This is a genomic window from Microbulbifer maximicatervae (SeqCode), from assembly GCF_052467325.1.
In genome coordinates, this window is the sequence record NZ_CP174310.1 from 2,593,232 (window position 1) to 2,617,983 (window position 24,752).

At 53.0% G+C, this 24,752-nt stretch carries 24 protein-coding genes; 3 read left to right on the plus strand and 21 right to left on the minus strand.

The annotated features are described in order from the left end of the window. Positions 1-9: 9 nt before the first annotated feature. The 7 genes from ACJJIE_RS11660 to ACJJIE_RS11690 form a co-directional block, all read right to left on the minus strand. On the minus strand, positions 10-783 hold the full coding sequence (locus ACJJIE_RS11660) for an SDR family NAD(P)-dependent oxidoreductase (protein WP_444894720.1): 774 nt from the start codon (positions 781-783) through the stop codon (positions 10-12). A gap of 132 nt (positions 784-915) precedes the next feature. Further along, complete coding sequence (locus tag ACJJIE_RS11665; protein WP_444894721.1) at positions 916-1,299, minus strand: zinc ribbon domain-containing protein; 384 nt, start codon at positions 1,297-1,299, stop codon at positions 916-918. Between the two features lie 51 nt (positions 1,300-1,350). Continuing rightward, positions 1,351-1,833, minus strand: a complete 483-nt coding sequence (locus tag ACJJIE_RS11670) for a hypothetical protein (protein WP_444894722.1) — start codon at positions 1,831-1,833, stop codon at positions 1,351-1,353. Further along, positions 1,817-2,233 carry a PaaI family thioesterase gene (locus ACJJIE_RS11675; RefSeq protein WP_444894723.1) on the minus strand — a complete coding sequence of 139 codons (417 nt, stop codon included), beginning with the start codon at positions 2,231-2,233 and terminating at the stop codon, positions 1,817-1,819. The genes ACJJIE_RS11670 and ACJJIE_RS11675 overlap by 17 nt, the downstream gene beginning before the upstream one ends. A 240-nt stretch (positions 2,234-2,473) precedes the next feature. Then, a complete protein-coding gene (groL, locus tag ACJJIE_RS11680) occupies positions 2,474-4,114 on the minus strand; it encodes a chaperonin GroEL (protein ID WP_108732154.1) in 1,641 nt (546 codons plus the stop codon). 48 nt (positions 4,115-4,162) lie between these two features. Then, positions 4,163-4,456 carry a co-chaperone GroES gene (locus tag ACJJIE_RS11685; RefSeq protein WP_020412315.1) on the minus strand — a complete coding sequence of 98 codons (294 nt, stop codon included), beginning with the start codon at positions 4,454-4,456 and terminating at the stop codon, positions 4,163-4,165. 215 nt (positions 4,457-4,671) lie between these two features. Further along, complete coding sequence (locus ACJJIE_RS11690) at positions 4,672-5,157, minus strand: FxsA family protein (RefSeq protein WP_444894724.1); 486 nt, start codon at positions 5,155-5,157, stop codon at positions 4,672-4,674. A gap of 144 nt (positions 5,158-5,301) precedes the next feature. On the opposite strand from ACJJIE_RS11690, the gene cfa reads away from it, so the two are divergent. Beyond that, positions 5,302-6,450 (plus strand): cyclopropane fatty acyl phospholipid synthase, encoded by a 1,149-nt coding sequence (gene cfa / locus ACJJIE_RS11695; protein ID WP_282931587.1) that lies wholly within the window; start codon positions 5,302-5,304, stop codon positions 6,448-6,450. A gap of 83 nt (positions 6,451-6,533) precedes the next feature. On the opposite strand, the gene ACJJIE_RS11700 is transcribed toward cfa, so the two are convergent. Together ACJJIE_RS11700 and ACJJIE_RS11705 are read right to left on the minus strand one after the other, a co-directional pair. Continuing rightward, positions 6,534-7,295, minus strand: a complete 762-nt coding sequence (locus ACJJIE_RS11700; protein WP_282931586.1) for an SDR family oxidoreductase — start codon at positions 7,293-7,295, stop codon at positions 6,534-6,536. 84 nt (positions 7,296-7,379) lie between these two features. Continuing rightward, positions 7,380-8,411, minus strand: coding sequence for a DUF481 domain-containing protein (locus ACJJIE_RS11705; protein ID WP_282931585.1), 1,032 nt, complete (start codon positions 8,409-8,411; stop codon positions 7,380-7,382). 240 nt (positions 8,412-8,651) lie between these two features. Between ACJJIE_RS11705 and ACJJIE_RS11710 the strand changes: the two genes are divergently transcribed. Further along, positions 8,652-8,957, plus strand: a complete 306-nt coding sequence (locus ACJJIE_RS11710) for an MGMT family protein (RefSeq protein WP_282931584.1) — start codon at positions 8,652-8,654, stop codon at positions 8,955-8,957. Between the two features lie 17 nt (positions 8,958-8,974). Here ACJJIE_RS11710 and ACJJIE_RS11715 read toward each other — a convergent pair whose 3' ends face one another. From ACJJIE_RS11715 to ACJJIE_RS11750, 8 genes are all read right to left on the minus strand, one after another. Then, positions 8,975-10,246: an AmpG family muropeptide MFS transporter gene (locus ACJJIE_RS11715; protein ID WP_282931583.1), complete on the minus strand. Its 1,272-nt coding sequence runs from the start codon at positions 10,244-10,246 to the stop codon at positions 8,975-8,977. Between the two features lie 236 nt (positions 10,247-10,482). Beyond that, on the minus strand, positions 10,483-11,856 hold the full coding sequence (locus ACJJIE_RS11720; protein WP_353057016.1) for an AmpG family muropeptide MFS transporter: 1,374 nt from the start codon (positions 11,854-11,856) through the stop codon (positions 10,483-10,485). 71 nt (positions 11,857-11,927) lie between these two features. Further along, positions 11,928-12,500 carry a YbhB/YbcL family Raf kinase inhibitor-like protein gene (locus tag ACJJIE_RS11725; RefSeq protein ID WP_444894725.1) on the minus strand — a complete coding sequence of 191 codons (573 nt, stop codon included), beginning with the start codon at positions 12,498-12,500 and terminating at the stop codon, positions 11,928-11,930. Positions 12,501-12,515: 15 nt separating this feature from the next. Then, complete coding sequence (locus tag ACJJIE_RS11730) at positions 12,516-13,550, minus strand: threonine ammonia-lyase (RefSeq protein ID WP_444894726.1); 1,035 nt, start codon at positions 13,548-13,550, stop codon at positions 12,516-12,518. 64 nt (positions 13,551-13,614) lie between these two features. Beyond that, the gene (locus ACJJIE_RS11735) at positions 13,615-15,042 is read right to left on the minus strand and encodes an aldehyde dehydrogenase family protein (protein WP_444894727.1); all 1,428 of its coding nucleotides are present in this window, start codon (positions 15,040-15,042) and stop codon (positions 13,615-13,617) included. A 217-nt stretch (positions 15,043-15,259) separates the two neighbouring features. After that, positions 15,260-16,135, minus strand: a complete 876-nt coding sequence (gene ampE, locus ACJJIE_RS11740) for a regulatory signaling modulator protein AmpE (protein WP_282931579.1) — start codon at positions 16,133-16,135, stop codon at positions 15,260-15,262. 90 nt (positions 16,136-16,225) lie between these two features. Beyond that, positions 16,226-16,783, minus strand: coding sequence for a 1,6-anhydro-N-acetylmuramyl-L-alanine amidase AmpD (gene ampD, locus ACJJIE_RS11745; RefSeq protein WP_282931578.1), 558 nt, complete (start codon positions 16,781-16,783; stop codon positions 16,226-16,228). Positions 16,784-16,973: 190 nt separating this feature from the next. Beyond that, a complete protein-coding gene (locus tag ACJJIE_RS11750) occupies positions 16,974-19,445 on the minus strand; it encodes a DUF1631 domain-containing protein (protein ID WP_444894728.1) in 2,472 nt (823 codons plus the stop codon). A gap of 433 nt (positions 19,446-19,878) precedes the next feature. Here ACJJIE_RS11750 and nadC point away from each other — a divergent pair, with 433 nt between their 5' ends. Next, on the plus strand, positions 19,879-20,733 hold the full coding sequence (nadC, locus tag ACJJIE_RS11755; RefSeq protein WP_444894729.1) for a carboxylating nicotinate-nucleotide diphosphorylase: 855 nt from the start codon (positions 19,879-19,881) through the stop codon (positions 20,731-20,733). A gap of 27 nt (positions 20,734-20,760) precedes the next feature. On the opposite strand, the gene ACJJIE_RS11760 is transcribed toward nadC, so the two are convergent. The 4 genes from ACJJIE_RS11760 to ACJJIE_RS11775 are packed head-to-tail and all read right to left on the minus strand — an operon-like array spanning position 20,761 to position 24,684. Continuing rightward, positions 20,761-21,510, minus strand: coding sequence for a sulfite exporter TauE/SafE family protein (locus ACJJIE_RS11760; RefSeq protein WP_444894730.1), 750 nt, complete (start codon positions 21,508-21,510; stop codon positions 20,761-20,763). Next, a complete protein-coding gene (ccoS, locus tag ACJJIE_RS11765; RefSeq protein WP_444894731.1) occupies positions 21,511-21,696 on the minus strand; it encodes a cbb3-type cytochrome oxidase assembly protein CcoS in 186 nt (61 codons plus the stop codon). It lies immediately after the preceding gene. Between the two features lie 34 nt (positions 21,697-21,730). Continuing rightward, positions 21,731-24,163, minus strand: coding sequence for a heavy metal translocating P-type ATPase (locus ACJJIE_RS11770; RefSeq protein ID WP_444894732.1), 2,433 nt, complete (start codon positions 24,161-24,163; stop codon positions 21,731-21,733). Continuing rightward, the gene (locus tag ACJJIE_RS11775) at positions 24,160-24,684 is read right to left on the minus strand and encodes a FixH family protein (RefSeq protein ID WP_444891804.1); all 525 of its coding nucleotides are present in this window, start codon (positions 24,682-24,684) and stop codon (positions 24,160-24,162) included. The genes ACJJIE_RS11770 and ACJJIE_RS11775 overlap by 4 nt, the downstream gene beginning before the upstream one ends. Between the last annotated feature and the right edge of the window lie 68 nt (positions 24,685-24,752).

Genomic DNA, 24,752 nt, shown 5'->3' on the forward strand with positions numbered 1-24,752 from the left:
TGCCTGCAATTAAGACTTTTCCATCGTCTGACGGGAAAACTTCAGTACCATTTTACGGGGCAGTAAAGGCATTATCCAATTCAGAAACAACTTGAGCCCTGTCTCATTAAAAGCAACCAGATCTCCCCGCTCCATTGCCTGATAGCCACATCTGGCAACAGACTCAGCCGAACGGGCATTTTTCCAAATATCGACACCCTGAAGATCACCAGCGGCCACAAACCCTGTTGCAACAGCACCGGGGCACAAAGCCGTTACTGTTACACCTGTGCCTTTCAACTCTTCCGCCAGTGCCTGGCTAAATGAAGTTACATAGGCTTTAGTTGCGTAGTAAACCGCCTGTAAAGGGCCGGGAATAAAAGAGGCTGTAGATGAAACATTAAGAATATGTCCACTATTGCGGCCAACCATCCCCTTTAAATACAGGTGGGTGAGATTGGTAAGGGAAACCATATTCACCTGCATCATACCCTGCTCAGCTTCCAAATCCCTCTGATGGAAAAGACCATGACCACCAAAACCCGCATTGTTAATTAGAGTGCCAATCTCCACACCCTCACTTTGGGTTCGCTCAAAAATTCTCTGCGCGGACATGGGGTCAGAAAGGTCCTCGGCAATAACCATTGCCTGGATACCAAACTCCTTCTCCAGCTGCTGTTTGAGTGCTGAAAGCTTCCCTTCAGACCGAGCAACCAGAACCAAGTTTCCACCCTTAGATGCATGTACCCTGGCCAGTTCAAGGCCGATGCCACCAGAGGCCCCAGTAATAAGTGCCGTTTCCATCTATCTGTCTCCCAAGCGTTAATCTTGAAATCAGTATATGATCAGAAGGCGCCAACTAAGAATCCGATGATGCCAAGTGGCTATCCAAGTATGCCAAAAACCATATTGGTAGTTCTTCCATCAAATGGGAAATTAATCAGTCCGCTTTGAGTCCATAAACGGGCTGGATAAAGTCAGCTCTGTTCCACACCAGTAACAATTGGCCCTTTGCTTTCTCACCTTATGGCCACAAGAAGGGCACTCTTTCAGGTTACCAGTGGATATTTTTCCATCGCGCTTACCATCTCGCAGATCAATCTGCCCCATTTTTTCAATAAGTTCGGCCTCGGTAACCCCTAATTTTTCCGATAAAAGCTCCCACATAGCCTGATTCGCCAACACTAATGTATCTATACGTCCCTGAATATCACCGACTTCCAGTTCCAGGTTAGCGGCCATCTGCTTTGCATTTTGAGCTCGATATCTCGCATCATCGATTTCTCGCTGCTGAAAATAATCCCAAATAGTGTCTAACATTTATTTCACTTCACTTAACAAATCAGAATAAAAAATGGATCAAATCTGCATTTACGATTTTCGTTTAATCAAAATTATTAACAGATATATCAAACCAAATAATGTCCCAAACGGAAAAGAGCCAATCCAAATCAGTGAGAGTATTAAAGAATACCAGAATAACCACTTAGCTCGAAAAGACGATAAAAACAAAGCAGTACAGGAAATCAACAAGCCTTGAGCAGACAATAGACCTCCTATAACAAAATTAGAGAGGGATTGGCTCATCATGCCTGCCATTACTTCAGGGGATGTATCAAGTGATTGGGCGATCTGAGAAGTTTCCCAAAAACTCAACATCCCCAAATAAAAGAACACAATAATCGGGGTTTGAAGAGCAGTACCCAATATAGAAAGAACGCTCCCCAACCTAACCCGCTTATTTCCCTCCGGGCAAAGCTCACTTTCTGGGGAGCTATATATGCCTTGTTCAAAACTCATTTTTACCTCAGAAAACATCACATCCTTCATCAAGGATTTATAAATTTTGTCCATTTATTAAAGCGGTAGCGGTTGCCCTAGCAATAAGTTTCCCCTTTTGAAGAAGCTCTCCTTCAAGAAAGCAGACAGTTCCACCTCTAGATACAACTCTGCCAACACCCTCAACTGGCCCCACTTTAGCTGGGCGAACAAATTGAGTCTTTAGCTCTAGTGTCGGAGCAAACTGACCAACATTCAGCGAAAATACAAGTGCAGGACCCATTACGTCGTCGAGCATTGCGCATAGAAACCCACCCTGTATTGTTCCCGCAGGGTTTAAGAATGACTCCTTGGCAAAAAATCGGGCTTTCATCTCCATTTTTTCACTTGAATAGCTTATTAGCTCAAATCCCAGAGTTTTCGCACACTCAGGTACTGGCAGATCTCCCGACTCGACCATTTCGTAGATATCCATATTTCCGCACCGATTCCATTCTATGTTTGTTATTTCAACTTAAGTCAGATTCACCATCACTTACCAGCCCTGCTCCACTCGATTTTGCTGCTGCCCTGTATCACACCAAGTTCCAGCAGTTAAGTGCTCTCATCTACACCAATTCACACCATGGATAAATCTGCCCCCAGTAAACCACTTTCCACAAGGCAAAAAAAAGCCCCGCAATTGCGGGGCTTTTTAGATAGGCTTAAGGCCGGCTTACATCATGCCGCCCATACCGCCCATGCCACCCATACCGCTCATGTCAGGAGCAGCCGGCTTGTCTTCCGGAATTTCTGCAACCATGGCTTCGGTGGTAATCATCAGGCCAGCGATAGAAGCTGCCGCTTGCAGAGCAGAGCGGGTTACTTTAGCTGGGTCCAGGATACCCATTTCCAGCATATCGCCGTACTCACCAGTAGCAGCGTTGTAACCAAAGTTGCCTTCGCCTTGCTTGATCTTGTCAACAACTACGGAAGCTTCGTCACCAGCGTTGGAAACGATTTGACGCAGAGGCATTTCCATAGCGCGCAGGGCTGCTGCGATGCCGTGGTTCTGGTCTTCGTTGTCGCCAGTTACAGAGATAACCTGGGTAGCGCGAACCAGAGCGGTACCACCGCCAGGTACTACGCCTTCCTCTACTGCGGCGCGGGTAGCGTGCAGCGCGTCTTCAACGCGGGCTTTCTTCTCTTTCATTTCCACTTCAGTAGCGGCGCCTACTTTGATTACCGCAACACCGCCAGCCAGCTTGGCTACGCGCTCTTGCAGCTTCTCTTTGTCGTAGTCGGAAGAGGACTCTTCGATCTGTGCACGGATCTGGCTAACGCGAGCTTCGATGTCTTTAACATTGCCAGCGCCGTCAACGATTACAGTGTTTTCTTTGGACAGGGTTACGCGCTTAGCAGTACCCAGGTGCTCCAGAGTGGTACCTTCCAGCTCCAGGCCAACTTCTTCAGAAATCACGGTGCCGCCAGTCAGGATAGCGATGTCCTGCAGCATGGCTTTACGACGGTCGCCGAAACCAGGTGCTTTAACAGCAGCAACTTTAACGATGCCGCGCATGCTGTTAACAACCAGAGTTGCCAGTGCTTCGCCTTCTACGTCTTCAGCGATGATCAGCAGCGGCTTGGAAGCTTTAGCTACTTGCTCCAGCAGGGGCAGCAGGTCGCGGATGTTGGAGATTTTCTTGTCTACCAGCAGGATGAACGGATTGTCCAGCTCGGCAGTCATGTTCTCTTGGTTGGTGATGAAGTAAGGAGACAGGTAGCCGCGGTCGAACTGCATGCCTTCTACTACGTCCAGCTCGTTTTCCAGGCCGGAACCTTCTTCAACAGTGATAACGCCTTCTTTGCCAACTTTTTCCATGGCTTCAGCGATGATGGTACCAACGCTCTCGTCGCTGTTAGCGGAGATAGTACCTACCTGAGCGATAGACTTGGTATCAGCACAAGGAGTGGACAGGCCAGCAATGTGGTCAACAGCTGCGGTTACCGCTTTGTCGATACCGCGCTTCAGGTCCATTGGGTTGAAGCCAGCGGCTACGGATTTCAGGCCTTCAGTTACGATAGCCTGGGCCAGAACGGTAGCGGTGGTGGTGCCGTCACCAGCGGTGTCAGAAGCTTTGGAAGCAACTTCTTTAACCATCTGTGCGCCCATGTTTTCGAACTTGTCGCTCAGCTCGATTTCTTTCGCTACGGAAACACCGTCTTTGGTTACGGTAGGAGCGCCGAAGGACTTGTCCAGAACTACGTTGCGGCCTTTAGGACCCAGGGTAGTTTTTACAGCGTCTGCCAGGATGTTTACGCCTTTCAGCATTTTCTGACGAGCGTCGTCACCAAAAATTACGTCTTTAGCTGCCATGATTCTTATTCCTCAAATTCTTTTTGCGAGTAAAGTTAAAGGCTGGCCTTAGCCTTCCAACACGCCGTAGATATCACCTTCGCTCATGATGATCAGCTCTTCGCCTTCCACCTTGAGGGTATTGCTGTCGGCATAGCGACCGAAAACAACAGTGTCACCTACCTTCACAGACAGTGCGCGAACGTCGCCATTGTCCAGCTGCTTGCCCTCACCCACGGCTACCACTTCACCTTGGTTCGGCTTTTCTTTGGCAGCGCCTGGCAGCACGATACCGCCAGCTGACATCGCTTCTTCTTCCTTACGGCGTACTACGACGCGGTCGTGTAAAGGACGAATTTTCATGGATAAGTTCTCCATTGAGTCGTTTTAAAGGTTTCCAACATGGGCGGCACTGGCCCTTTGGGCCGGTAACCTCACCCCTCTCTGATCCCCAGAGGCGGGGCTTAATTCTCAGTTGAACCCTATCTATGGGCGGGAATAAGGATTTCAACACCATCAGGTGAAAAAACTGCAAAGCAAATTCTCATCACTGACATTTTGTATGTTTTTTAACCCAATCAGGACTTGGGACGCTTATCTTCAACGGAGTGTTGACTCTCTCCGGGGCGCTTCTCATCTTTCGAATACTCCCCCTCAATAATGTCATCGCCACGCTTGTGATTTGGCGACTGATTGAAGTGCTGCGGGGGAACCACTTTTACATGGCGAAGGATAAAACCGAGCAACAGGTTCCTGAGCCCCGGTATCAGGCAGATAAAGCCGAAGAAGTCGGTAATAAAGCCCGGAGTGAGTAACAACACACCGCCTACAGCGAGGAATATCCCTTCAACCATCTCTTTGGCGGGAATATTTCCGGCTTCCATCTTCTCCTGGGCCCGCATAAGGGTAGAGATTCCCTGGCGGCGAAGCAGTGTCACTCCTACCACTGCGGTCAAAATAACCAGACCGATCGTTGGCAGGGCGCCAATTTCACTGCCTACGGCAATCAACACCCACATTTCGAGTACAGGTAGAGCTATAAATAGAAGTAGTAATGGGCGCATTGCGGGAATTCCTAGTTAACCAGCTTCGCAGAGAGCCGGGGCGATCACGGTTTTTTCAATATGCTGTAGTAAATGGAGTGGGGAGGCAAATTATTCAAGGGCGCCTTATTCAACCCCACGAAAACTGGAGATAGGGAGGATTGAATGGCAAGCGAGCAGCAGGATGCGATAGAAGTGCCAGCTATCGGGCGTAGCCGCCATTTAGTGGACGATATTTTAGCAAAAGCGGACATTCAAATTAATGGGGAGAGGCCCTGGGATCTACAACTCAACCGGGAAGCAGCCCTGGATGAGATCATCGCTCGGCACAGCCTGGGGCTGGGCGAGACGTATATGCGCGGCGACTGGGACGTGCAGGCTTTGGACCAGTTCATGCAACGGCTACTGTCTGCAGAGCTACACCTCAATTTAAAAAACTGGCGCTACTTATGGCGAACTATACGCAGCAACTTGCTGAACTTACAAAGTAAAAGCCGCTCATTCAATGTAGGCGTACAGCACTACGATTTGGGCAACGAGTTCTACAGCGCCATGCTCGATTCCCGTCTCACCTACAGTTGTGGTTATTGGAAAGACGCAACAACCCTGGATGAAGCCCAAGAGGCAAAACTTGATCTGATCTGCCGAAAACTGGAGCTGAAGCCTGGTATGCGCCTGCTGGACATCGGTTGCGGGTGGGGCAGCCTGGTCAGCTATGCAGCGCAGAAATACCAGGTGGAGTGTGTCGGTATCACCATCTCCCGGGAACAGCGTGCCTATGTAGCAGAGCGCTATAACGACCTGCCCATTACCGTGAAGCTGATGGATTACCGTGACTTAAATGAACCTTTCGATCGAATTGCCAGTGTGGGGATGTTTGAACATGTAGGGCATAAGAACTATCGCACCTTCATGCAGGTAGCTCAACGCTGCCTGGATAAAGATGGACTAATGCTGCTGCACACTATCGGTAACAATATTCGTAGTTCCTCCACTGACTTATGGACAGAAAAATATATTTTTCCCGGTGGTGAAGTGCCTTCATTGGGGCAAATAGGGGATGCTGCCGATCGCCTCTTAGTATGTGAAGACGTACACAACTTCGGCTATTACTACGATAAAACACTAATGGCCTGGCATGAAAACTTCGAGAAAAATTGGCCGCACTTTGCCGATCGCTATGGCCAGCGCTTCTACAGAATGTGGCGCTACTACCTGCTTGCCTGCGCAGGTGGCTTTCGGGTGCGAACTCTACAACTGTGGCAGTTTATGTTCTCGAGGTTCCGCACCGACGGTGTCACCCGGTTAAGCTGAGGTTGGTTTAGCCCCTGCACTAATTGCAGAAACAAAAAAGGGTGAACTTTGTTCACCCTTTTTATGTTCGGATACAGAGAAACTTACAGGCGCGCTCCGCCATCTATATCCATCACGCGACCGGTAACATAGTCATTCTCCAGGATAAACGCTACTGTCGAAGCGATCTCATCCTGCTCACCCAACCTGCGCAGAGGTACTTGTTTTACCAAGCTCTCGAGAATTTCCGGGCGCATCTGTGCAACCATATCGGTGCCTATAAAGCCTGGGGCAATTCCGGCAACACGCACACCGTAGCGTGCGAGTTCGCGTGCCCAGGATACTGTCATCGCGGCAACACCTGCTTTACTGGCAGAGTAGTTGGTCTGCCCCATATTGCCCGCACGGGACAGACTGGAGATATTGATCATCACCCCACCCTTGCCGCTTTCCGCCATAATGCCCGCAGCAGCGCGGCCGCAAAGGAATACACCGGTGAGGTTCACATCGATCACCGACTGCCACTGAGCCAGGGACATACGATCAGTCACTTTGCCATCTTTGCACTTGAGCAACATGCCATCGCGCATAATGCCGGCATTATTAATCAGCACCTGAAGCCCACCAAAGTCCGCTGCAATTTTTGCAAACCCGGAATCTACCGCTTCTTCATCAGCAACATTGATCAAGTAGCTGCGAGCCTCAGCACCGAGTTTTTCACAAGCAGCGACACTCTCTTTCAGGCCTTCTTCATTAACATCGATCAGGGCCAGGCGCGCGCCCCGTGCGGCCAAATACTCGGCCATCGCTCGGCCCAAACCCTGGCCCGCACCGGTAATCGCAACAATACTGTCAGCGATCTGCATATTAAACTCCTCGTCGTCGCTCGTTTTTTAGATTTATCGTTTATGACTGCCTTCAAACCTGCCCTATGCAGGCTAAAGGGGGAATTACCATTCGTAACCTACGCCAACGGTCACTTTGGTATCTTCTTTTTCACTTTCCAGGGAGGGCGTATTGTCGTACTGCCACTCGTAACCGATTTCCATCAGCACGCCTTCAACCAAAGGAGTTCGCACCCCCAATTTGGCATTAGCTTCGTAATCGTTACTGTGATCAAAGGATTGTAAGGTTTCCTGGTCGAAATAAATTTCCGGCCCAAGGGAAAACTTGTAGCGGTAGTTAAGTGCGATTCGACCGGCGACATAACGCTCGTCCTGGCCTTCACTCAACTCCTCGTCAATAAAACTCTCTTGCAGGCTACTCACACCTCCTTCGAGGGAGAAGGTGGTTTTGCTTGTGTCGTAAAACAGATAACCCATACCGAGACCGAGAGTGGTTCCCAGATCCAGGTTCTGTGCTTCTTCTCTTTCCAACTCACTGTTGGCTGCAGCAAACCAATTTTCAGAAAAGATCCAGCGAAGATCATAGTTGAGCTGGTACTTTTCCAGATCGCCGTCTTCTTCACTCTCCTGGTTTTGGTACACCGCCCCCATCAGGTGCTGAAAATCGTTATGACGGATATCTAAGTTGATGTTGACGTCGAGGTCTTCGCGCTCGCGGTTACCGCTTTCGAATACGCCTCCAGCAGTTACATCACCGCTGAACAACACCGGACTGGTGGTAAATGTGCTGTAGGGTTCTGCCCGCTCAATACCGGGGAAGTCGATCAGCCAACCGCGCCCCTCAGCACAGTACACTTCCCAACGCTCTTCGCGGTGGCCAGCCAAGGTACAAGGTTCATCCCTGCCGGCAATTTTGATATCGGTATCGACATCCATTGACACTACCTTGGATTTGTCGACTTTAACTTCACCAAAGGTCTCTGATTTCCAAGTAACCTGATCCTTCTCCACAAGCACCAAATCACCTTGAATGCGATCGCCATTTTCCAGAGTCAGCACACCGGCATAGGCCTGGAAGGGCGCAATAAACAGGAGAGTTCGTACAAAGAACCTGGGGAGTCGTGTCGATAAAACCACTAAGAAACCTTGGATTTTTAGGTGTGTGAAAGGCGCAAACAGCCGTAGTAATCGCACCATAATGCCATAACTAGAATCATGTGGCACGCCATCAAAGTAGCCGCTTTTACGCAGGTCTGACTGTGACCTTACAAGCTGGTAAAGTATCCATAAATGGCGAATAAAAATCTCAGATTCACAAGATTACAAAGTAAAAAAGTGCGCCTAATTGGCGTATTTCGCCGACAGTTTGAGCTTTTTATGGAAAAACAGAACTCCCTGGAAAGAATATGCCAAGCTTTGGCAGCCATCCCCAAGGGCCGGGTTGTGACTTATGGAGACTTGGCTGAGATGGCAGGCTACCCACGTGCCGCTAGACTTGCCGGTCAGACCCTGCGTAAGTTGCCCAGGGGCACCAAGCTCCCCTGGCACCGAGTTATCAACGCCCAGGGGCGCATCTCCCTGCCAGAGCCCGGCGCCAGCCACCAGCGTAAGAGACTTGAAAGCGAGGGCGTTACATTGTTGAAAGGACGGGTGGATATGAGTAAATACCGCTGGAAACCTTAGCCGCCGCTGAAGACAAACTACGCAACCTCATCTGCCCCCCAGGGCGCAACCCAAAACAGCAGGATCATCCCGGGAACCGCCAGGGCGGCACACAGGAGAAAGAAATGTGTCCACCCCATTCCCTCCACCAAATAGCCGGTGGAAGCATTGGCGAAGGTGCGCGGGAGCGAGGTCAAGGCAGTAAACAAGGCAAATTGAGTCGCGGTGTGCAACTTGCTGGTAGTTCGGGCGATAAATGCAATAAACACCGCTGTCCCCAACCCCACCCCGAGATACTCAAAGGCAATTACTATCGCCAATAGCCAGAGGCTAGGATTGAAATCTGGAGTGCCCACCAGCTCGCCATTCACTTCAGACAAAATCATAAATCCGAATATTGAAACCAGCTGTACCACACCAAAAATCCACAAGCACTTATTAATCCCGATCTTTACAATTAATAAGCCGCCAAAGAAACCGCCAATTACCGCAGGCCACAAACCGGCATTCTTCGCCACTATGCCAATATCCGTATTGGAATATCCCATATCCAGGTAGTAGGGCGTCGCCAGTGCTGTGGCCATGCTATCGCCGAGCTTGTACAAAAACATAAAGGCCAGTACGAGCACCGCCTGTTTTACACCATTGCGATTAAAGAATTCGACGAAGGGTAAAACAATGGCTTCCCGCAGAGAATTAGGGCGAGCTGCTGGATGTTCCGGCTCAGCGACCATCAATGTCATAAAGACGGCAATCAACATAAAGGCCGCAGTAATCATAAACACCTGGTCCCAGGCCAGGTGATCCGACAGAATCAAGCTGAGGGAGCCAGGGATCAAGCCGGAAATACGATAGGCGTTGGCGTGGAAGGAATTGCCCAGTCCCAACTCCTGGTCCGGCAAAATCTCCCTTCGGAAAGCATCCAGGACTATATCCTGGCTGGCACTGAAAAATGCCACAGCAAAGCAAATTGCGGCAATTGACCAGATATCAAACTGGGGACTGAACATCCCCAGGACGCCAATGGAAACTATCAGCAACAGCTGCATTACCAACATCCAGCCCCGCCGGCGGCCGAGCATCGGGAATGCATAGCGCTCCATCAGCGGAGACCAGATAAATTTCCACGTATAAGGCAACCCCAGCAATGCAAAAATACCGATAGTGGCCAGGTCTACACCCTCGGTACGCAGCCAAGCGGGCACCAACTGTATCAATACAAAAAGAGGCATCCCCGAAGAGAAACCGGTGCCAATACAAATCAGCATACGCCGATTAAACACCGCCTCCCGGATGGTTTCGTGGGCCATAGTTTGTCGCTTTTATTCGCTGAGCATCGTCTACCAGTGATACCCGACCCGACAGGCAACAGACACACAATCAAACATAAGGGCGAGTCTATGGAGGGGTGGGTTTCACCTTTACAACCACCATAGACACAAGCCGGGCAGAATGCCCGGCGAAGAGTTTTGATATGACATAGGGATTTAGAAAAGAGCTGAATTCGGGGTGTACTCTTAGAGAGGAAATAGCATCCCTGTAAACCTTAGGTAGTGCCCGCTCCCGGCTGAACTTCTTCTCCCGGCCAGTCGCGCTGCTCGCGGCGCCAAAAATAAATGGACAGCGCAATGGCTGGAATTCCCATAAGCGCCGCATAAATAAAGAAGTAGGCATAACCCTGAGCATCCACCACTATGCCGGAAAAACCACTGATAAATTTCCCCGGCAAGGTCATCAGGGAGCTAAACAAAGCATATTGAGTGGCGGTATAAGCTTTATTGGCAAGACTGGAGAGAAACGCGATCAGTATCGCATTGGCAATTCCTCCACTGATGTTGTCCGCACTAATTACCAGCGCCAACCAGGCTTTATCGGGACCGATCACAGCGAGCTGGGCAAATAACAGGTTGGTACAGGCGACCATAACCGAACCCAGTATCAGCGGACGCACAACACCGTATCGCACCACTAACAGCCCACCTAGAAAGGAACCGATAATGGTACAGAAGAAGCCAAACAGCTTACTGATTTCAGCAATTTCCGTTTTGGTAAAGCCCAGATCCAAATAGAAGGGATTGGCCATCACCCCCATCGCAATATCACTTAAACGGAAAATACCGATAAACACCAACAGAATGATTGCGAAGCGGCCATTGCGCTGGAAAAACTCGATAAAGGGGCAGGCCACGGCGCGAATAAACCACTGCTTCATGCGACCATGTTCCCCCTTGCCCAACAGGCGCTGGGCCCACTCGCTTTGCAGCTCATCGGCTTCTTTGTTTACCTTGCTGTGATCGGGCTCGGCAATAATCAAGGTGGTAATCAGGCCCACGCCCATCAATCCAGCCATCGCAAGATAAGCACCGGACCAGCTAAAGATATCCGCAATAAACAGGGCGCCCGCTCCAGCTATCAGCATTGCCACCCGATAGCCAAATACATAATTGGCAGCCATAGCGCCCTGATAGTCGTCATCCATGGCCTCAATTCGATAGGCATCAATCGCCACATCTTGAGAGGCCGAACAGAAAGCGACCCACAGGGCCAGTAGGGCTACGTGCATCAGGGAGAGCTGGGGATTTACACTGGCCATACCTATCAGGCCAATCGCTATCCCGATTTGGGATACCAGCATCCAGCCCCGACGCTTGCCCAATTTGTCCGTGAAAAAAGGCAGACGCAGCTGATCGACAATAGGGGCCCAGAGAACCTTGATCGAAAAGGTGATCCCCACCCAGGCAAAAAACCCGATGGCGGTACGGCTGACACCGTAGTCCCGCAGCCAGGCAGTCAAGGTAGAGAAAACCAGCAGTAATGGGAGGCCGGCGGAAAAGCCGAGGAAAAACATGGTGAGTACACGGGGCTTCAAATAAGCGGCCAGCGCTTGCCCCCATGTCATTTGCTTTTGTGAGTTGGTCAAGCGCGGGCCTCCAGAGCCTGAGCCGCCGCAACAGCGATCACCGTGCAGCGGGATTAGATTAATTTATTTACTCAGTGGCCCCACAAAACTTCCAGCTCCGCTTCGGCCAACTTATTGGCATTGATATTGAAGCCAACTTTAGCAGGAGAAGTGTTTTCATCCAGCGGCAGGGATTCCACTTTCAAGGCATAGACACGAAAACGATAGCGATGATCCCCGTGCCCCTTGGGCGGGCAGGCACCACCGTAACCGGAATTACCATAATCATTGCGCCCCTGCACTGCTTCTGGAATCAGGCCGTTCTTCAGGTCACCGGCCCCTTCCGGCAGATTGGTCGTATCAACTGGGATATTAAATACCACCCAGTGCCACCAACCACTACCGGTGGGTGCGTCGGGATCGTAAGCGGTAATAGCAAAACTCTTTGTGCCCTCCGGTGCCCCACTCCAGCTCAATTGGGGAGACAGGTTCTCACCGCCGCAGCTGCCATAAACATGAGCCATGGGCATTTTCTTTCCAGCTTGCAGGGAGCTGGATGACAGTGTCAGCTTCTCAGCAATCGCGTTGGTTCCAGTCAGCGACAGCGCAGCAACACAAAGCAGCCCGGCCAAACCCCGGCCGTCCTTTTTCAATAAATGACTCATATCCCAGCTCCCCTTTTAGTTTTCTTCACTGGACAGCAGTGGGCCCACTTTGTCCAGATCCATATTTCCGCCGGTCAGAACAACCACGACATTCTTATTGCGAAAGCGCGCGCTGTGCTCAATGATCGCAGCGAGACCCACCGCAGCCGACGGTTCTACCAGCTGTTTGGTTCGCGTCCACAATAGCCGCATCGCATTGACGATACCAGCTTCACTGACCGTCACAATATCCCGCACCGTGCGCTCAATAACGGCGTAATTTTTGCCGCCCAATGTTGTGCGCAGACCATCGGCGATCGTATCAGGCTGTTGTGTGGTGATATGAACGCCACCGCGCAGTGAACGCTGGGCATCATCCGCTCCGGCGGGTTCCGCACCAATTACCAGGATATCGGGGGCAAGTGCAGCCATAGCCAATCCCACGCCGGACAAAAGTCCACCGCCTCCCACTGGCGCCACAATAACGTCTGGAGCAAAGCCCTGTTCGCGGCTCTGCTTGAGCACTTCCATGGCTACAGTGCCCTGCCCAGCAATAATGCGCTTATCGTCATAGGGCGGGACTTCGTGCGCACCGGTTTCCTCAAGTACCTTTGCCAAAGTGGATTCGCGATCAGCCAGGCTGGGGCCCGAAGTCACTACCTTCGCGCCATACCCCTCAACCGCCATGCGTTTTGTCTTGGGAGCCGTTTCGGGCATCACCACCGTACAGGCCAATCCCCGCTGGGCTGCTGCCCAGGCGAGCGCCGCACCGTGATTACCGGACGAATGGGTGGCAACTTCCTCGACCCCGTCCGGGAGCAGCGAAAGCGCATTAGCCGCGCCCCGCGCTTTAAAGGCACCCACTTTCTGCAAGTGCTCACACTTAAACCACAAATTGGCGCCCGTCAGCTCGTTCAGCTGCCGAGAGCTGAGCAGAGGGGTCTCGTGTACCATGCCTGCAATATTTTGAGCGGCACTAAATACATCCTCACTGGCAGGTATCTCGTTGCGATCCAGGGGCATAACACTGTTATCCTTTTCGACTACATGGGAATAATCCAGCTTATCCACCGCCGATAACATCCAGTGTTCTACGGAGCAGGCACAGTGGAAAACCATGCCTGTCGATAAGGAATTATTTGCTGAGCATACGCAGGAATTTCATTTTCCTGTCGTTGAAGGGTGCATATCGTATATCGATATCGAGGATATTTCTGCGCCGCATTACGGCCTTGTAATGACTGAAAGTGCGGAAGCCATGCTCTCCATGGTAGGACCCCATACCGCTGGCACCAACGCCTCCAAAAGGCAGGTCCTGGGCCAGCATAAACATCATGCAGTCATTCACGCAGGCGTTGCCGGAGCTGCAACGGGATAGAATCCGATCCGCCAATGCTTCATCCTGGGTAAATACATACAGGGCCAGGGGCTTCTCTCGCTCATTGACAAACTCCTCCGCTTTGGAGAAATCATCCAGTTCAATAATGGGGAGTATCGGGCCAAAGATCTCCTCCTGCATAACTCCCGCAGAGAGATTGACGTTGCGCATTATGGTGGGCGCCATATAGCAGTCATCCACATCGACTTCACCGCCAAATACCACCTCTCCATCCCCCAGGTAATCCGACAGGCGAAGGGTGTGCTGGCTGTTAATAATGCGCCCATAGTCGGCAGATTCCCGCGGATGCTCCCCATACATTTCCCAGAGCACCCGCTGCAACATGGGGGTGAGCCGATCGGCTGTCCGCCGACTACAAAGAACATAATCCGGGGCGATACAAGTCTGCCCCGCATTGGTAAATTTACCCCAGGCAATTCGCCGTGCAGCCACTTCCAAGTTGGCATCATCGGCAACAATACAAGGGCTCTTTCCGCCGAGTTCCAGGGTTACCGGAGTCAGGTATTTAGCCGCCGCACTCATTATGATTTTGCCGACCCGGCCACCGCCGGTGTACATAATATGGTCCCAACGCTGCTCCAGCAGCGCCGTGGTTTCTGCCACACCACCTTCGACACACGCAAAGGCATCGTTGTCGAGATAACGCGGTAATAATTCTGCGATTAACCGGGAGGTTGCGGGGGATAACTCAGAGGGCTTTACCACCGCACAATTGCCGGCGGCAATCGCCGGTACCAGCGGCGATAACAATAATTGCAGCGGATAATTCCAGGCACCGATAATCAGCACAACACCCAGCGGCTCCGGTTGCACATAGCTCTTGGCCGGCTGGGTCATCATCGGCGATTGGACCTTGCGCGGGCGCACCCATTTCTTCAGGGACTTCAGGGTGTGATCGATATCGTTGTAGAGAAATGAAATTTCAGTGAGGTAGCTTTCCTGGGGAGCTTTGCGCAAATCATCGTGAAGGGCTTGGACAAAATGTGCCTCGTTCTCGGAGATCATCTTGCGCAGTTGACACAGTTGCCTGCGCCGCCAACTTATTTCGGCAGTGCTACCACTGCGAAAATAGGTTCGCAACCCCGCCACTAATGTGGCTGCATTCCAATCGTTTGCTGTAGCCAGATCTGACAACATCTGCGGTTCCAGTACCGAAACTTCCAAACCCTACTTCCTTCAATGAGTATAAGCCGTCACAGGCAATGGCTAGCTCCGCTTTATTGGTATGGCAAAGCGCCGAAGTCCGGCAGCTGGGGCGCGCAATTTCGTAGGAAGGCGGGGATAAGTCAATATAGAGAGGAAATAAAATTTTGAAAATGACGACAAGCTCAGCAGCCGCCCCGGAGCACACTAAGTAGCTCAGAGGCGATTGTTTTGGCTATCAGATAAACAAAACCAGAAGGGCTAAACCAGTTATCCACAGAAGCAAGGTTCTGGAAAGCAGTGCCTGCAGCCCCTCAATCTCGGCACCGCTTTGGCGCTGCATTTGCGACAGGTCGGAACCGCCACTGCACTCGCTGGCATCAATACCGCCAAGAGCCCCTTCCAGGTAAGCCTCAAGAACTTGATCGGTTTGGCTTTCACGACACATCAACACCCGGCGCCAAGCGCGGTAACAACCGGCAAAATTGCCCACAATGGCAAAGCTCAGTCCCATCACACGGACCGGCAACCATTCCAGTAACCACAACCAGCGCGCCGCAGTCGCTTCCTCGGAGGAGCCCCGGGTATTTTCAGCATATAGAGCACTCAAGCGGAAGAGTACTGCCCCGGGGATACCCAGCAGAATAAACCAAAACAATACGGCAAAGAGTCTCTCAAAGGCACAATAGGCTGCGCCGCGAAATACCTGCTCATGCAAGCAAGTATCATCGGAGGGCGCTTCGTGTAACTCGCGCAAAATCGGAGCTGCCGCCTTGTTAGCACCTTCAAAGTCTCCGCTGTACCAATTACGCAGGTAATTCGCGACAATTTCGTTGAAGTTGCCGCGACCGAGACAATAGAGCAGCAATGGCACCCCCAACAGCAAGTAGCCCAGGCCGCCCGCTGCGCCCTCTGCCAGCGCCATCACAATCGCAGAGATCAATACTGGAACCAGGATAGTGACACCAAGCAGCAGACCACTATTGCCATTAATACTGGGCAACGCCTGTAAATACTGGCCCCAGCGACTGAACCAACCATCGCGATGTAACGGGGCCCCTGAACCCCAGATTTGCACCAGGGCAACGGTGATCAGAACAATTAACAGAGTCATAAATAATCCGAGACTGTTTCAGTTATCAAAATCGTGCTGCGACTCTTGTTTACTAGAGGCCGTCCCACTTTTGAGGTTCGCTACTGGGGATCAAACGATTTCTTTTAGCTTATTGAGGTAGCGCTCCCAGTCAAAACCCGGACCCGGGTCCAATTTTCGGCCGGGGGCAATATCAGAGTGACTGGCGATTCTATCGATATCAATGGAGGGGTATGCCTGCATAATCGCTGCACTCACCTCGGCGAGAGCATGATATTGAGCATCGGTATATATATCGGTATCCAACCCCTCCAGCTCAATGCCAATCGAAAAATCATTGCAGTTGGTACGGCCTTTAAACTCAGACTTGCCCGCATGCCAGGCACGCCGATCCAGGGGAACGTATTGCGTTACCAGGCCATCGCGGTCGATCAAAATATGCGCAGACACCTGTAATGCAGCAATATCGGCAAAATAGGGGTGCGCATCGATATCCAACTGCCCCAGGAAAAAGGCATCAATGTAGGGGCCGCCATATTGTCCGGGCGGCAAGCTGATACTGTGAATCACCAATAGATCCACCGCACAGTCTTCCGGGCGGCTATTGCAATGAGGACTCGGAACCCGGCGCGCGCCCGCCAACCAGCCAGACTCCACTTGATATTTCAATCTGCGATCTCCGCTGCAACCTATTGATAGCCCCGGTATCGCCCGAGGCTTCAGCAGTTACCATTCTATGGAAGCGTTGATCGATATGCCAATCTGATCGGAGCAGTATCGCGACATAACTTGCGGAAAACCACTGGCCACTGAATATCCTTGCAAAATACTCAACGTCCGCTCGTTAGTTTCCCGAAAATTAGCGCTGCTCACTGCGCTTCTTGCGCACATTACCAATCACGGACTGCAGCGCCCGCTCAAACAACATACCATCATCCAGTGGCATAAGCTGTGCCGAACGCAGGGCGTGGGCCAGCTCCAGACGAGCAAACTCGGCAACCTTAGCGCCGTTGCGATTAACGAAGATAAATTGGTCGATATCGCGAATTACCGCCGCCAGACGACAACGGAACTGCTCGTCCTCAGAGCGCTTCAGCTCGAACCAACTGCCCTGTGCCAGGCGGAAGGTCATCTGCCAGTGGGGATCATTTTCGTCAAGGGGGGCCAGTCCATCCTGCTCCGGTGCAGCCACCTCTGCTTCAGCAACTGCCTGCTCAAGCTCTTCCATCTGCGGCACCGCCACTTCTTGGGGTTCGGCTTGGACAGCTTCAACAGTAACTTCAGCTGGCTCGCCTGGAAGTTGGACTTCGGCAGTGTCTGTAATCACTTCCTGGGTAACCACAGCTTCAGCAATTACCGCTTCAGTCACGGCAACCGTAGCTTCAGTAACACCAGCGGGTCCGCCATCAGCAGCAGTTTCCTGTTCCACGACAGGGGCAACTGGCTTGTCAGCAACATTATCAGCAACAACAGACGTCGGCTCAGCAGATGTCGCTGCGCGCACTTCGCGGGCAACCTGCTCTGCCACTTCACGCTCACGCTGCTCCGCCAATTGCTGGGCCAGGGCAAAGCGCTCGCGATAAACTTCTTTAAGGCCGGAGAAAAGAGTGCGCGCTTCGAAAGCATTATAGGAAAGCGCCTCAATTCCCTCGCGCAATCTCTCCTGCAAAACAGGCAGTAAGCTTAATAACTGCTTGCGGGAATCGGGCATTGGCGCCTGGACACTCCACACAAGGTCTCTGGCAGTGCGCACATCGCGGTTCCAGGCATCACTCTCTGTGCCCTCTTTGACACAAGTCAGGAACAGCACATTGTTCCAGACTTTATTCAGCCAATCCTGTACAACCTGCGGCAGGTCTCTCTCTGCAACCAAGGCATCCATCACCGCAGCTACCCGCGCTCGGGCAGCTTGGGTCTTGGCACGGCCATCCGCTTCATCTACAACGCGACGCTCCAGCATCTCAGCGCGCTTGCGTTCGCGGACGATAAATTCCCGCAGTGATTCCAGCAAAACGGCAAAGATGTTGATGTCCCGATCAAACTCGTTAAGCACGCGCTCAACAATTTGGGATATCTCTTTGTACAGGGGATCGGATTCGTAGTTATCCCCTGCCTGCCACCCGGTAGCCGCATCGGCCAACTCGTTGAGCAGTTTACGTGCCGGATGACCGCCTTTACTGAAAAATGATTTATCCGCAATGGCCACTTTCAATAGTGGCAACTGCAATCGACCTAAAAGGGATTTAATCTGGGTAGCGAGGCTACGATCTTCCAGGATAAAGGAGAACAGCATCTCCACCAGCTTGATCACATCACTATCGACTTTTGCCAGTGAGGCCGCCTGGTTAGAGTCCACCAGCCGCTGCTGTAGCAACTCGCCCACATTTAGCAGCTGTACCGCACTACCACCCTGATAGTGGCTTCCACTTTGCAGTGCTCCCAAGTGGGAAAGAAGATCCCCAGCGGGCATCGGTGTAACGCCTGCCGCAGCGGGTACCAGCCCTGGAGGAAAGTGTCCGGTAGCGGCAACGCCACCTTGCCCAGGTTGGCCACCAGCCGTAACACCGCTGGGCCCACCAGTCGGTGCATTGGCAATGGGAGCGGGAGCGCCGTTGTAGGCAGAGCGCTGCCTGGCTACGCGCTGCTGTTCACGCAGCGACGGCAATACGCCCTGCTCTACGAGTAGCTGATTGCAGAATTCATAGAAGTCGCGCAGTTGCAACATAACTACCTGCTCGAATTTTTTAAGCAGGGTGAGGCGGGCGCGGATGTGAAGATCCAGGTCCTGGTTTGCCTCTACGAAAGCATCGCAGATTACGTCTGGACCCAGAGGATTATTCTTGTCATACACCTTAACGGCGTAGAGCGTATCGAGCCTCATACACAACTCGGTGAGGGGCTCTGCAAAATCGCGCTTGGCTGTAGCCACCATGGTGTCGGCAGCTACTAGTTGCTCCAGGTCATCATTGTGAACCAGCGACAGGTTATCCGAAGCGAAACTACTTTCTGATTTCTCTTCTTCGCGTATCTGAAAAGCGCGAGAGACATTCTTAATAAATTGTTCGGCTATATTGCGGCGCTCCACACGAAGTAAGCGCAAAGCCTGGAAAAGGCCATCCTGCTCTTCCTGGCCATGGGCTCGCTCAGCCATGGCAAACAGGGAATCATCTACTTTTCCGAAAAGCGTTTTTATCCGCTCCAGCAATTGTGCCGTCGCTTTTTCTTTCAGCATTGTCACTGCGGCGGGCAGAACAGCGGGCTTACCTGATGCAGAAATATTGCGCGCTCCACTTTTCTCTGAGAGGGAAACTACCTTTCTGGATTCACTCATTTCCAAGAAGTCCTTCGAATGCTGTCCGACTTGTAGCGCTGAGGCCAAAAGCAAAAATTAGTAATTGGAAAAGTGGTCTCCCAAGCGGAAACGGATACTTTCAATTCCCCGATAACCACATTCCCAAACTGTTGAAATCCCGCCGCGATCATGCGCGAAAAATCTGCCGAAGTTCTTGATTTCACTCAAGTTTTGACCGCGAGAGAACAGCGTTTACCGGCCCTGCTCTGAAACAATTCAGGCTGCGATCAAGCCTAACTCTTCAGTCATTCTACTCGCGTTATAGGACTGTTTTACACAGTTCTGCGACATATTTGAGACACTTGTCACAGCTATTCGCAGAGCCAACTGCTACTTGCCAATGACTGAGTTGAGCAGTCAAAACCCCGAGTGTTTTGGTAAACTGCGCCGGCGTTAATTTCGAGGTTTCCCAATGCGACCACAAGACACGGCTATTCCCAATATCACTGCCGACCTGCAACGCTCAGTTCAGGTGGCCCTGGAAGAAGATATTGGTAGTGGCGATATCACCGCCCAGCTGATCCCAGAGGACCGCAATGCGCGGGCCCGGGTAATCACCCGCGAAGATTGCACTCTGAGTGGTCGCGCCTGGGTAGAGGCTGTATTCCACACCCTGGACCCGGAACTCGTCCTCACCTGGCACTTCGAGGACGGCGACCGCATCAGCGCCAACGCCGTTATTTTTGAACTGGAAGGCAATGCCCGCGCTATCCTGACCGGCGAGCGCGCCGCACTGAATTTCCTGCAAACCTTATCCGGTACTGCCACAACCGCGGCGGAGTTCGCCGCGCGAGCTGAAGGCACTGAGGTGAAGATTCTCGACACGCGCAAGACCATTCCCGGTCTGCGCAGCGCACAGAAGTACGCCGTACTTTGCGGTGGCTGCCACAATCACCGCATCGGTCTTTACGACGCCTTCCTGATCAAAGAGAACCATATCTTCGCCGCCGGTGGCATTGAACACGCCGTCGCCCAAGCGCGAGTGATCAAGCCGGAAGCCCTGATTGAAGTCGAAGTGGAAAATATTGAAGAGCTGGAGCAGGCGCTCGCCGTCGGTGTGGACGTGATTATGCTCGACGAATTCAATGATGAAGACACTAGAACGGCCCTGAAGCTGGCCAAAGGCAAAGCCAAAATTGAGCTTTCCGGCAGTGTCGACCGGGATCGCATCGCTCAGTTAGCTGAACTGGAAGTGGACTATATCTCTTCCGGTAGCCTGACCAAGCACCTGCGCGCTATCGACCTATCCCTGCGGATCGATCTCTAGCGCCCACAAGACCCATCATCACTGTACTTAGTGATGGTGATGATGGTGCCCCTGCTCTTCTTTGTCTTCGGCGGGGGCTTCCATCCCGCTCATCTGCCCGTGGTTGGCGTGGTCTCCGTGTCCACCGTGGCCCATAGCCCCCCAAATGGTCCAGATACCAAACAGCAAAATCGCTGCCGCGAAACCATAGCGAACCCCCGGCTTTTGCACTATGCCACGCACCTGCGCCGCCGCAGCGCCAGTAGCCAGCATGGCCGGCACGGTGCCCAAACCAAAAGCAAACATAGCCAGGGCAGACCGCTCAGCACTGCCCTGTGCCAGGGCAAAAGTCAGCGCACTGTAAACCAAACCACAGGGCAACCAGCCCCACAGGGATCCCAGTGCCAATGCCTGCCCCGCAGAGCGAACCGGCAACAATTTGGCCGATAGTGGCTGCACATAGCGCCAAAGGTAACGGCCCCCTTTTTCAATCCAAGCCAACCCCTGCCAGATACCGCCGATATACAGCGCCATCAGGATCAACATAATTCCGGCGGCAAAGCGCAGCGGGGTTAGTGCGGGCAGTATCGCCGCACCGAGGGCTCCGGCGAGCGCTCCCATCAGCGCATAGCTACCCAGGCGACCCAATTGGTAAGAGCCCAGCTGCACCCAAGCAGTCTTTTTCCCCGGTACCGCCATACCCAGCGCTCCGGAGATTCCCCCACACATACCGATGCAGTGACTGCTACCCAAAAAACCGATAGCCAGAGCCGCCGCTAAAAAACCCCAGTCCCCCACTTACTTCTCCTGCTTCCTTTCCGCGTCAGATTTATCCTGCCGAACATCATCGTCATCAAACAAAATGCGACGACCTTCCGTTTCCAGGTCATCGTACTGTCCGTTATTCACGGCCCAGAAAAAGAGCTTCACCGCAAAGCCAACCAAAATCACCGCAATGGGAATCAGGAAATACAGACTTTCCATCAGTTACACCTCCTCTCTTTCTGTGAGCACCGGATTAAGCCGCGGCGCCCACAGGGTTTTCGTCGACTTCCTGTCCACGGGACAGACGCAACGCATTTAGCACTACGATCAGAGAACTCAGGGACATACCGATTGCCGCAGCCCAGGGCGGCACCAGACCGCAAAATGCCAGCGGCAGGGCAATCACGTTGTAGCCCAGAGCCCATGCCAGATTCTGCCGCACAATTCGGCGGCATTTGTACGCCAGCTCTATAGCTTTGGGCAGCACTTCGAGATCTCCGTTCAGCAAAATGGCATCGGCGCGGGACTGGGCCAGATCTGCCGCAGACATCATCGCCACAGAGGCATCGGCACCAGAGAGGACTGGCACATCATTGATGCCATCCCCCACCATTAACACCTTCTCACCATCGCTTTGCAGCTGCTTCATATGGCTGAGCTTGTCCTCTGGCGAGGCTCCGGCGCGGTAGTTGCTGATACCCGCTCGCCCCGCCAGTCGCTCAACTTCCGCAGACTGGTCACCACTGAGCAGTTCCACTGAAAGACCTTGCTCAGTCAAACCCTCAACAGCGGTGGTTGCCGAATCCCGTAACTTATCCCCCAACGCGATCCAGGCAATAGGGCCCAGGGAGTCGCCGAGCAGCAGCCACTGCCCTTCCCCTTCAGGCGTGGAAACTTCCTCACTGGAGACAAAGCTCGCCTTACCCAGCCGGTAACTGTCCCCCTCGATCTGCCCTTCCAGGCCAGCCCCGGTATGAACTTTCAGATCAGTGGCGATGAGATTGCCACGCCAGGCGCGGAAGGCCCTGGCCAGGGGGTGATTGGTCTGGGATTCCAGGGCAGCCGCAACATCCTTAACCCGCTGCTCGCTCCAGTTGGCCCGCAGCAAATCAATATGCAGGATTCTCGGCTCACCGCGCGTCAGGGTACCGGTCTTGTCGAACAGCACCCGGCCGATACGCGGCAGCGTTTCCAGTAGGCTGCCTCCAGCCACAAGAAGCCCCAGCTGCTGTAAACGCAGGGTAGCGGAAGCCAGGGCAGCAGGGGTTGCCAGCGACAGTGCGCAGGGGCAAGTCACCACCAGCACAGACAGGGATACCCAAAAAGCGCGACTGGGGTCGATTTGCCACCAGACAACAAACGCCGCCAGTGCCGCGAATAGAACGACACCGACAAAAATACCCGCGACCCGATCTGCCAGGGCCACTTGGTTGGGTTTATCTAACTGCGCCCGCTCTACCAGGCGTTCGATGGCGGACAGGCGGGTCGACTGCCCCGCTGCCGTAATTCGGATAGTCAGAGTGGAATCGCCGTTGACACTACCGGCATAAACCGGGCTGCCTGCAGACTTCTGTTGCAGTGCCGATTCACCGCTGAGCAGGGATTCATCCACACCGCTCACGCCCTCCAGCACCTCCCCATCGGCAGGGATAGTGTCTCCCGGGCGCAACAAGACTTTATCCCCAGCGGCCAATGCGGCCACCGGTACATGGACAATATCGTCCCCTTGGTATTTGGCCGCCGTCATCGGCAGCAACTGGGCCAAACCACCGCTGGCTAAGCCCGCCCGGTGGCGAGCGCGCATCTCCACCGTTCGTCCCAACAACAGGAAGAAGGTGAACATGGAGATAGATTCGAAGTACACCTCACCGGTGCCGAATACGGTGGCGTAAAAGCTGGCGACATAGGCCATACCAATCGCCAGGGACACCGGCACATCCATACTCAGGTGTCGGGCGCGCAGACTGCGCAAAGCGGCACTGAAAAATGGGCGCGCCGCGTAGAAAACCACTGGCGTTGCTACCAACAGGGAAACCCAGCGGAAGTAGCGCTCAAACTCACCGACGCCCTCTTCCGCTGCAGCACCAAAATACAGGGCGATGGCAAACATCATCACCTGCATGGTGCCGAGTCCGGCGACACCCAGGCGGCGCAGAGCGGCGCGGTGTTCGCTCTGGATCACACTTTCCTGGTTGGCCGCAGTGGCCGGGGCCGGCCGGTAGCCAATCCGTTCCAGTTCGCCAAACAGCTCACTGGGTTTGATCTTGTCGGGATTAAAACCGATCTGGGTACGCTGGGTACTGGCGTTGACAGAGACCTTCTCAATCCCGTCCAACTGCCCCAGGTGCTTTTCTATCAGCCACACACAGGCCGCACAGGTAATACCGCTAATCAACAACGAGGCAATCTTGTTGCCGTTATCCCAATCGTGGACGAACTGCTGCTGCACTTCCGGCAAATCGTATGCCGCCCAGCGGTCTTGGGGTTGAGCTTCCTCCGGCCTGTCGCTCTCCTTCTCCCGGAAGCGATAAAAGCCATCCAGACCACCGGAAACGATAGCGCTGGCTACCGCCTCACAGCCTGGACAACACATATCCCGGGCGGCCCCGTCGATAACCACCGAGTGGTTGCTGCCGGGAGGGACTGGGAGTCCGCAGTGATAACAGGAGGAGGAAGACGAAGTCATTGAGTTACTGCGTTCAGTGGCGCGGCATTGCCGAGATCGAAGTTGATTTCACCTTTCAGGCGCCAGTTGGCGTCCTGATGCGCATCGGGATCGAGCTCCGGCATCAAGCGCAGATACCAACGATTCCCAACGCCTTCAGGCAAGGTGCCCTGGTAGCGGCCCACGGAGAGCTGGGAGAGCTCGATATGCTTGTCGAGGTCAGACTCCACCGGGTGGCTCAATGTGAGCAGTAGGGCTTTAGGGTAGTCGAGGTCGCCATTCAGCTCCACGACAACCGATTTTTCAGACGGCTGAAACTGGACCAAAGCAGCCAGACCCAGCTCTTTCGCGCGCAAGTCCTGCTCGGCGCTAAAGTGATACATGCGGCTGTCTTTGTAGTAGGTATCACTGACTTTATCGTCAGCGAAGCGCACCGCTATCGAGACTGTAATTGTGGAGACAACCACCACTGTAATCAGTGGGGCCAGTACCATCCACGCCCAAGGTTCCCGGTACCAGGGTTTTGGGGTTGGTTCATTCATCGCGTTACCAAAAAGTTACCGTTTGTGCACAAAAGTCGAGCCCGCCTGGGCGGGCCCGTACTTTGCAA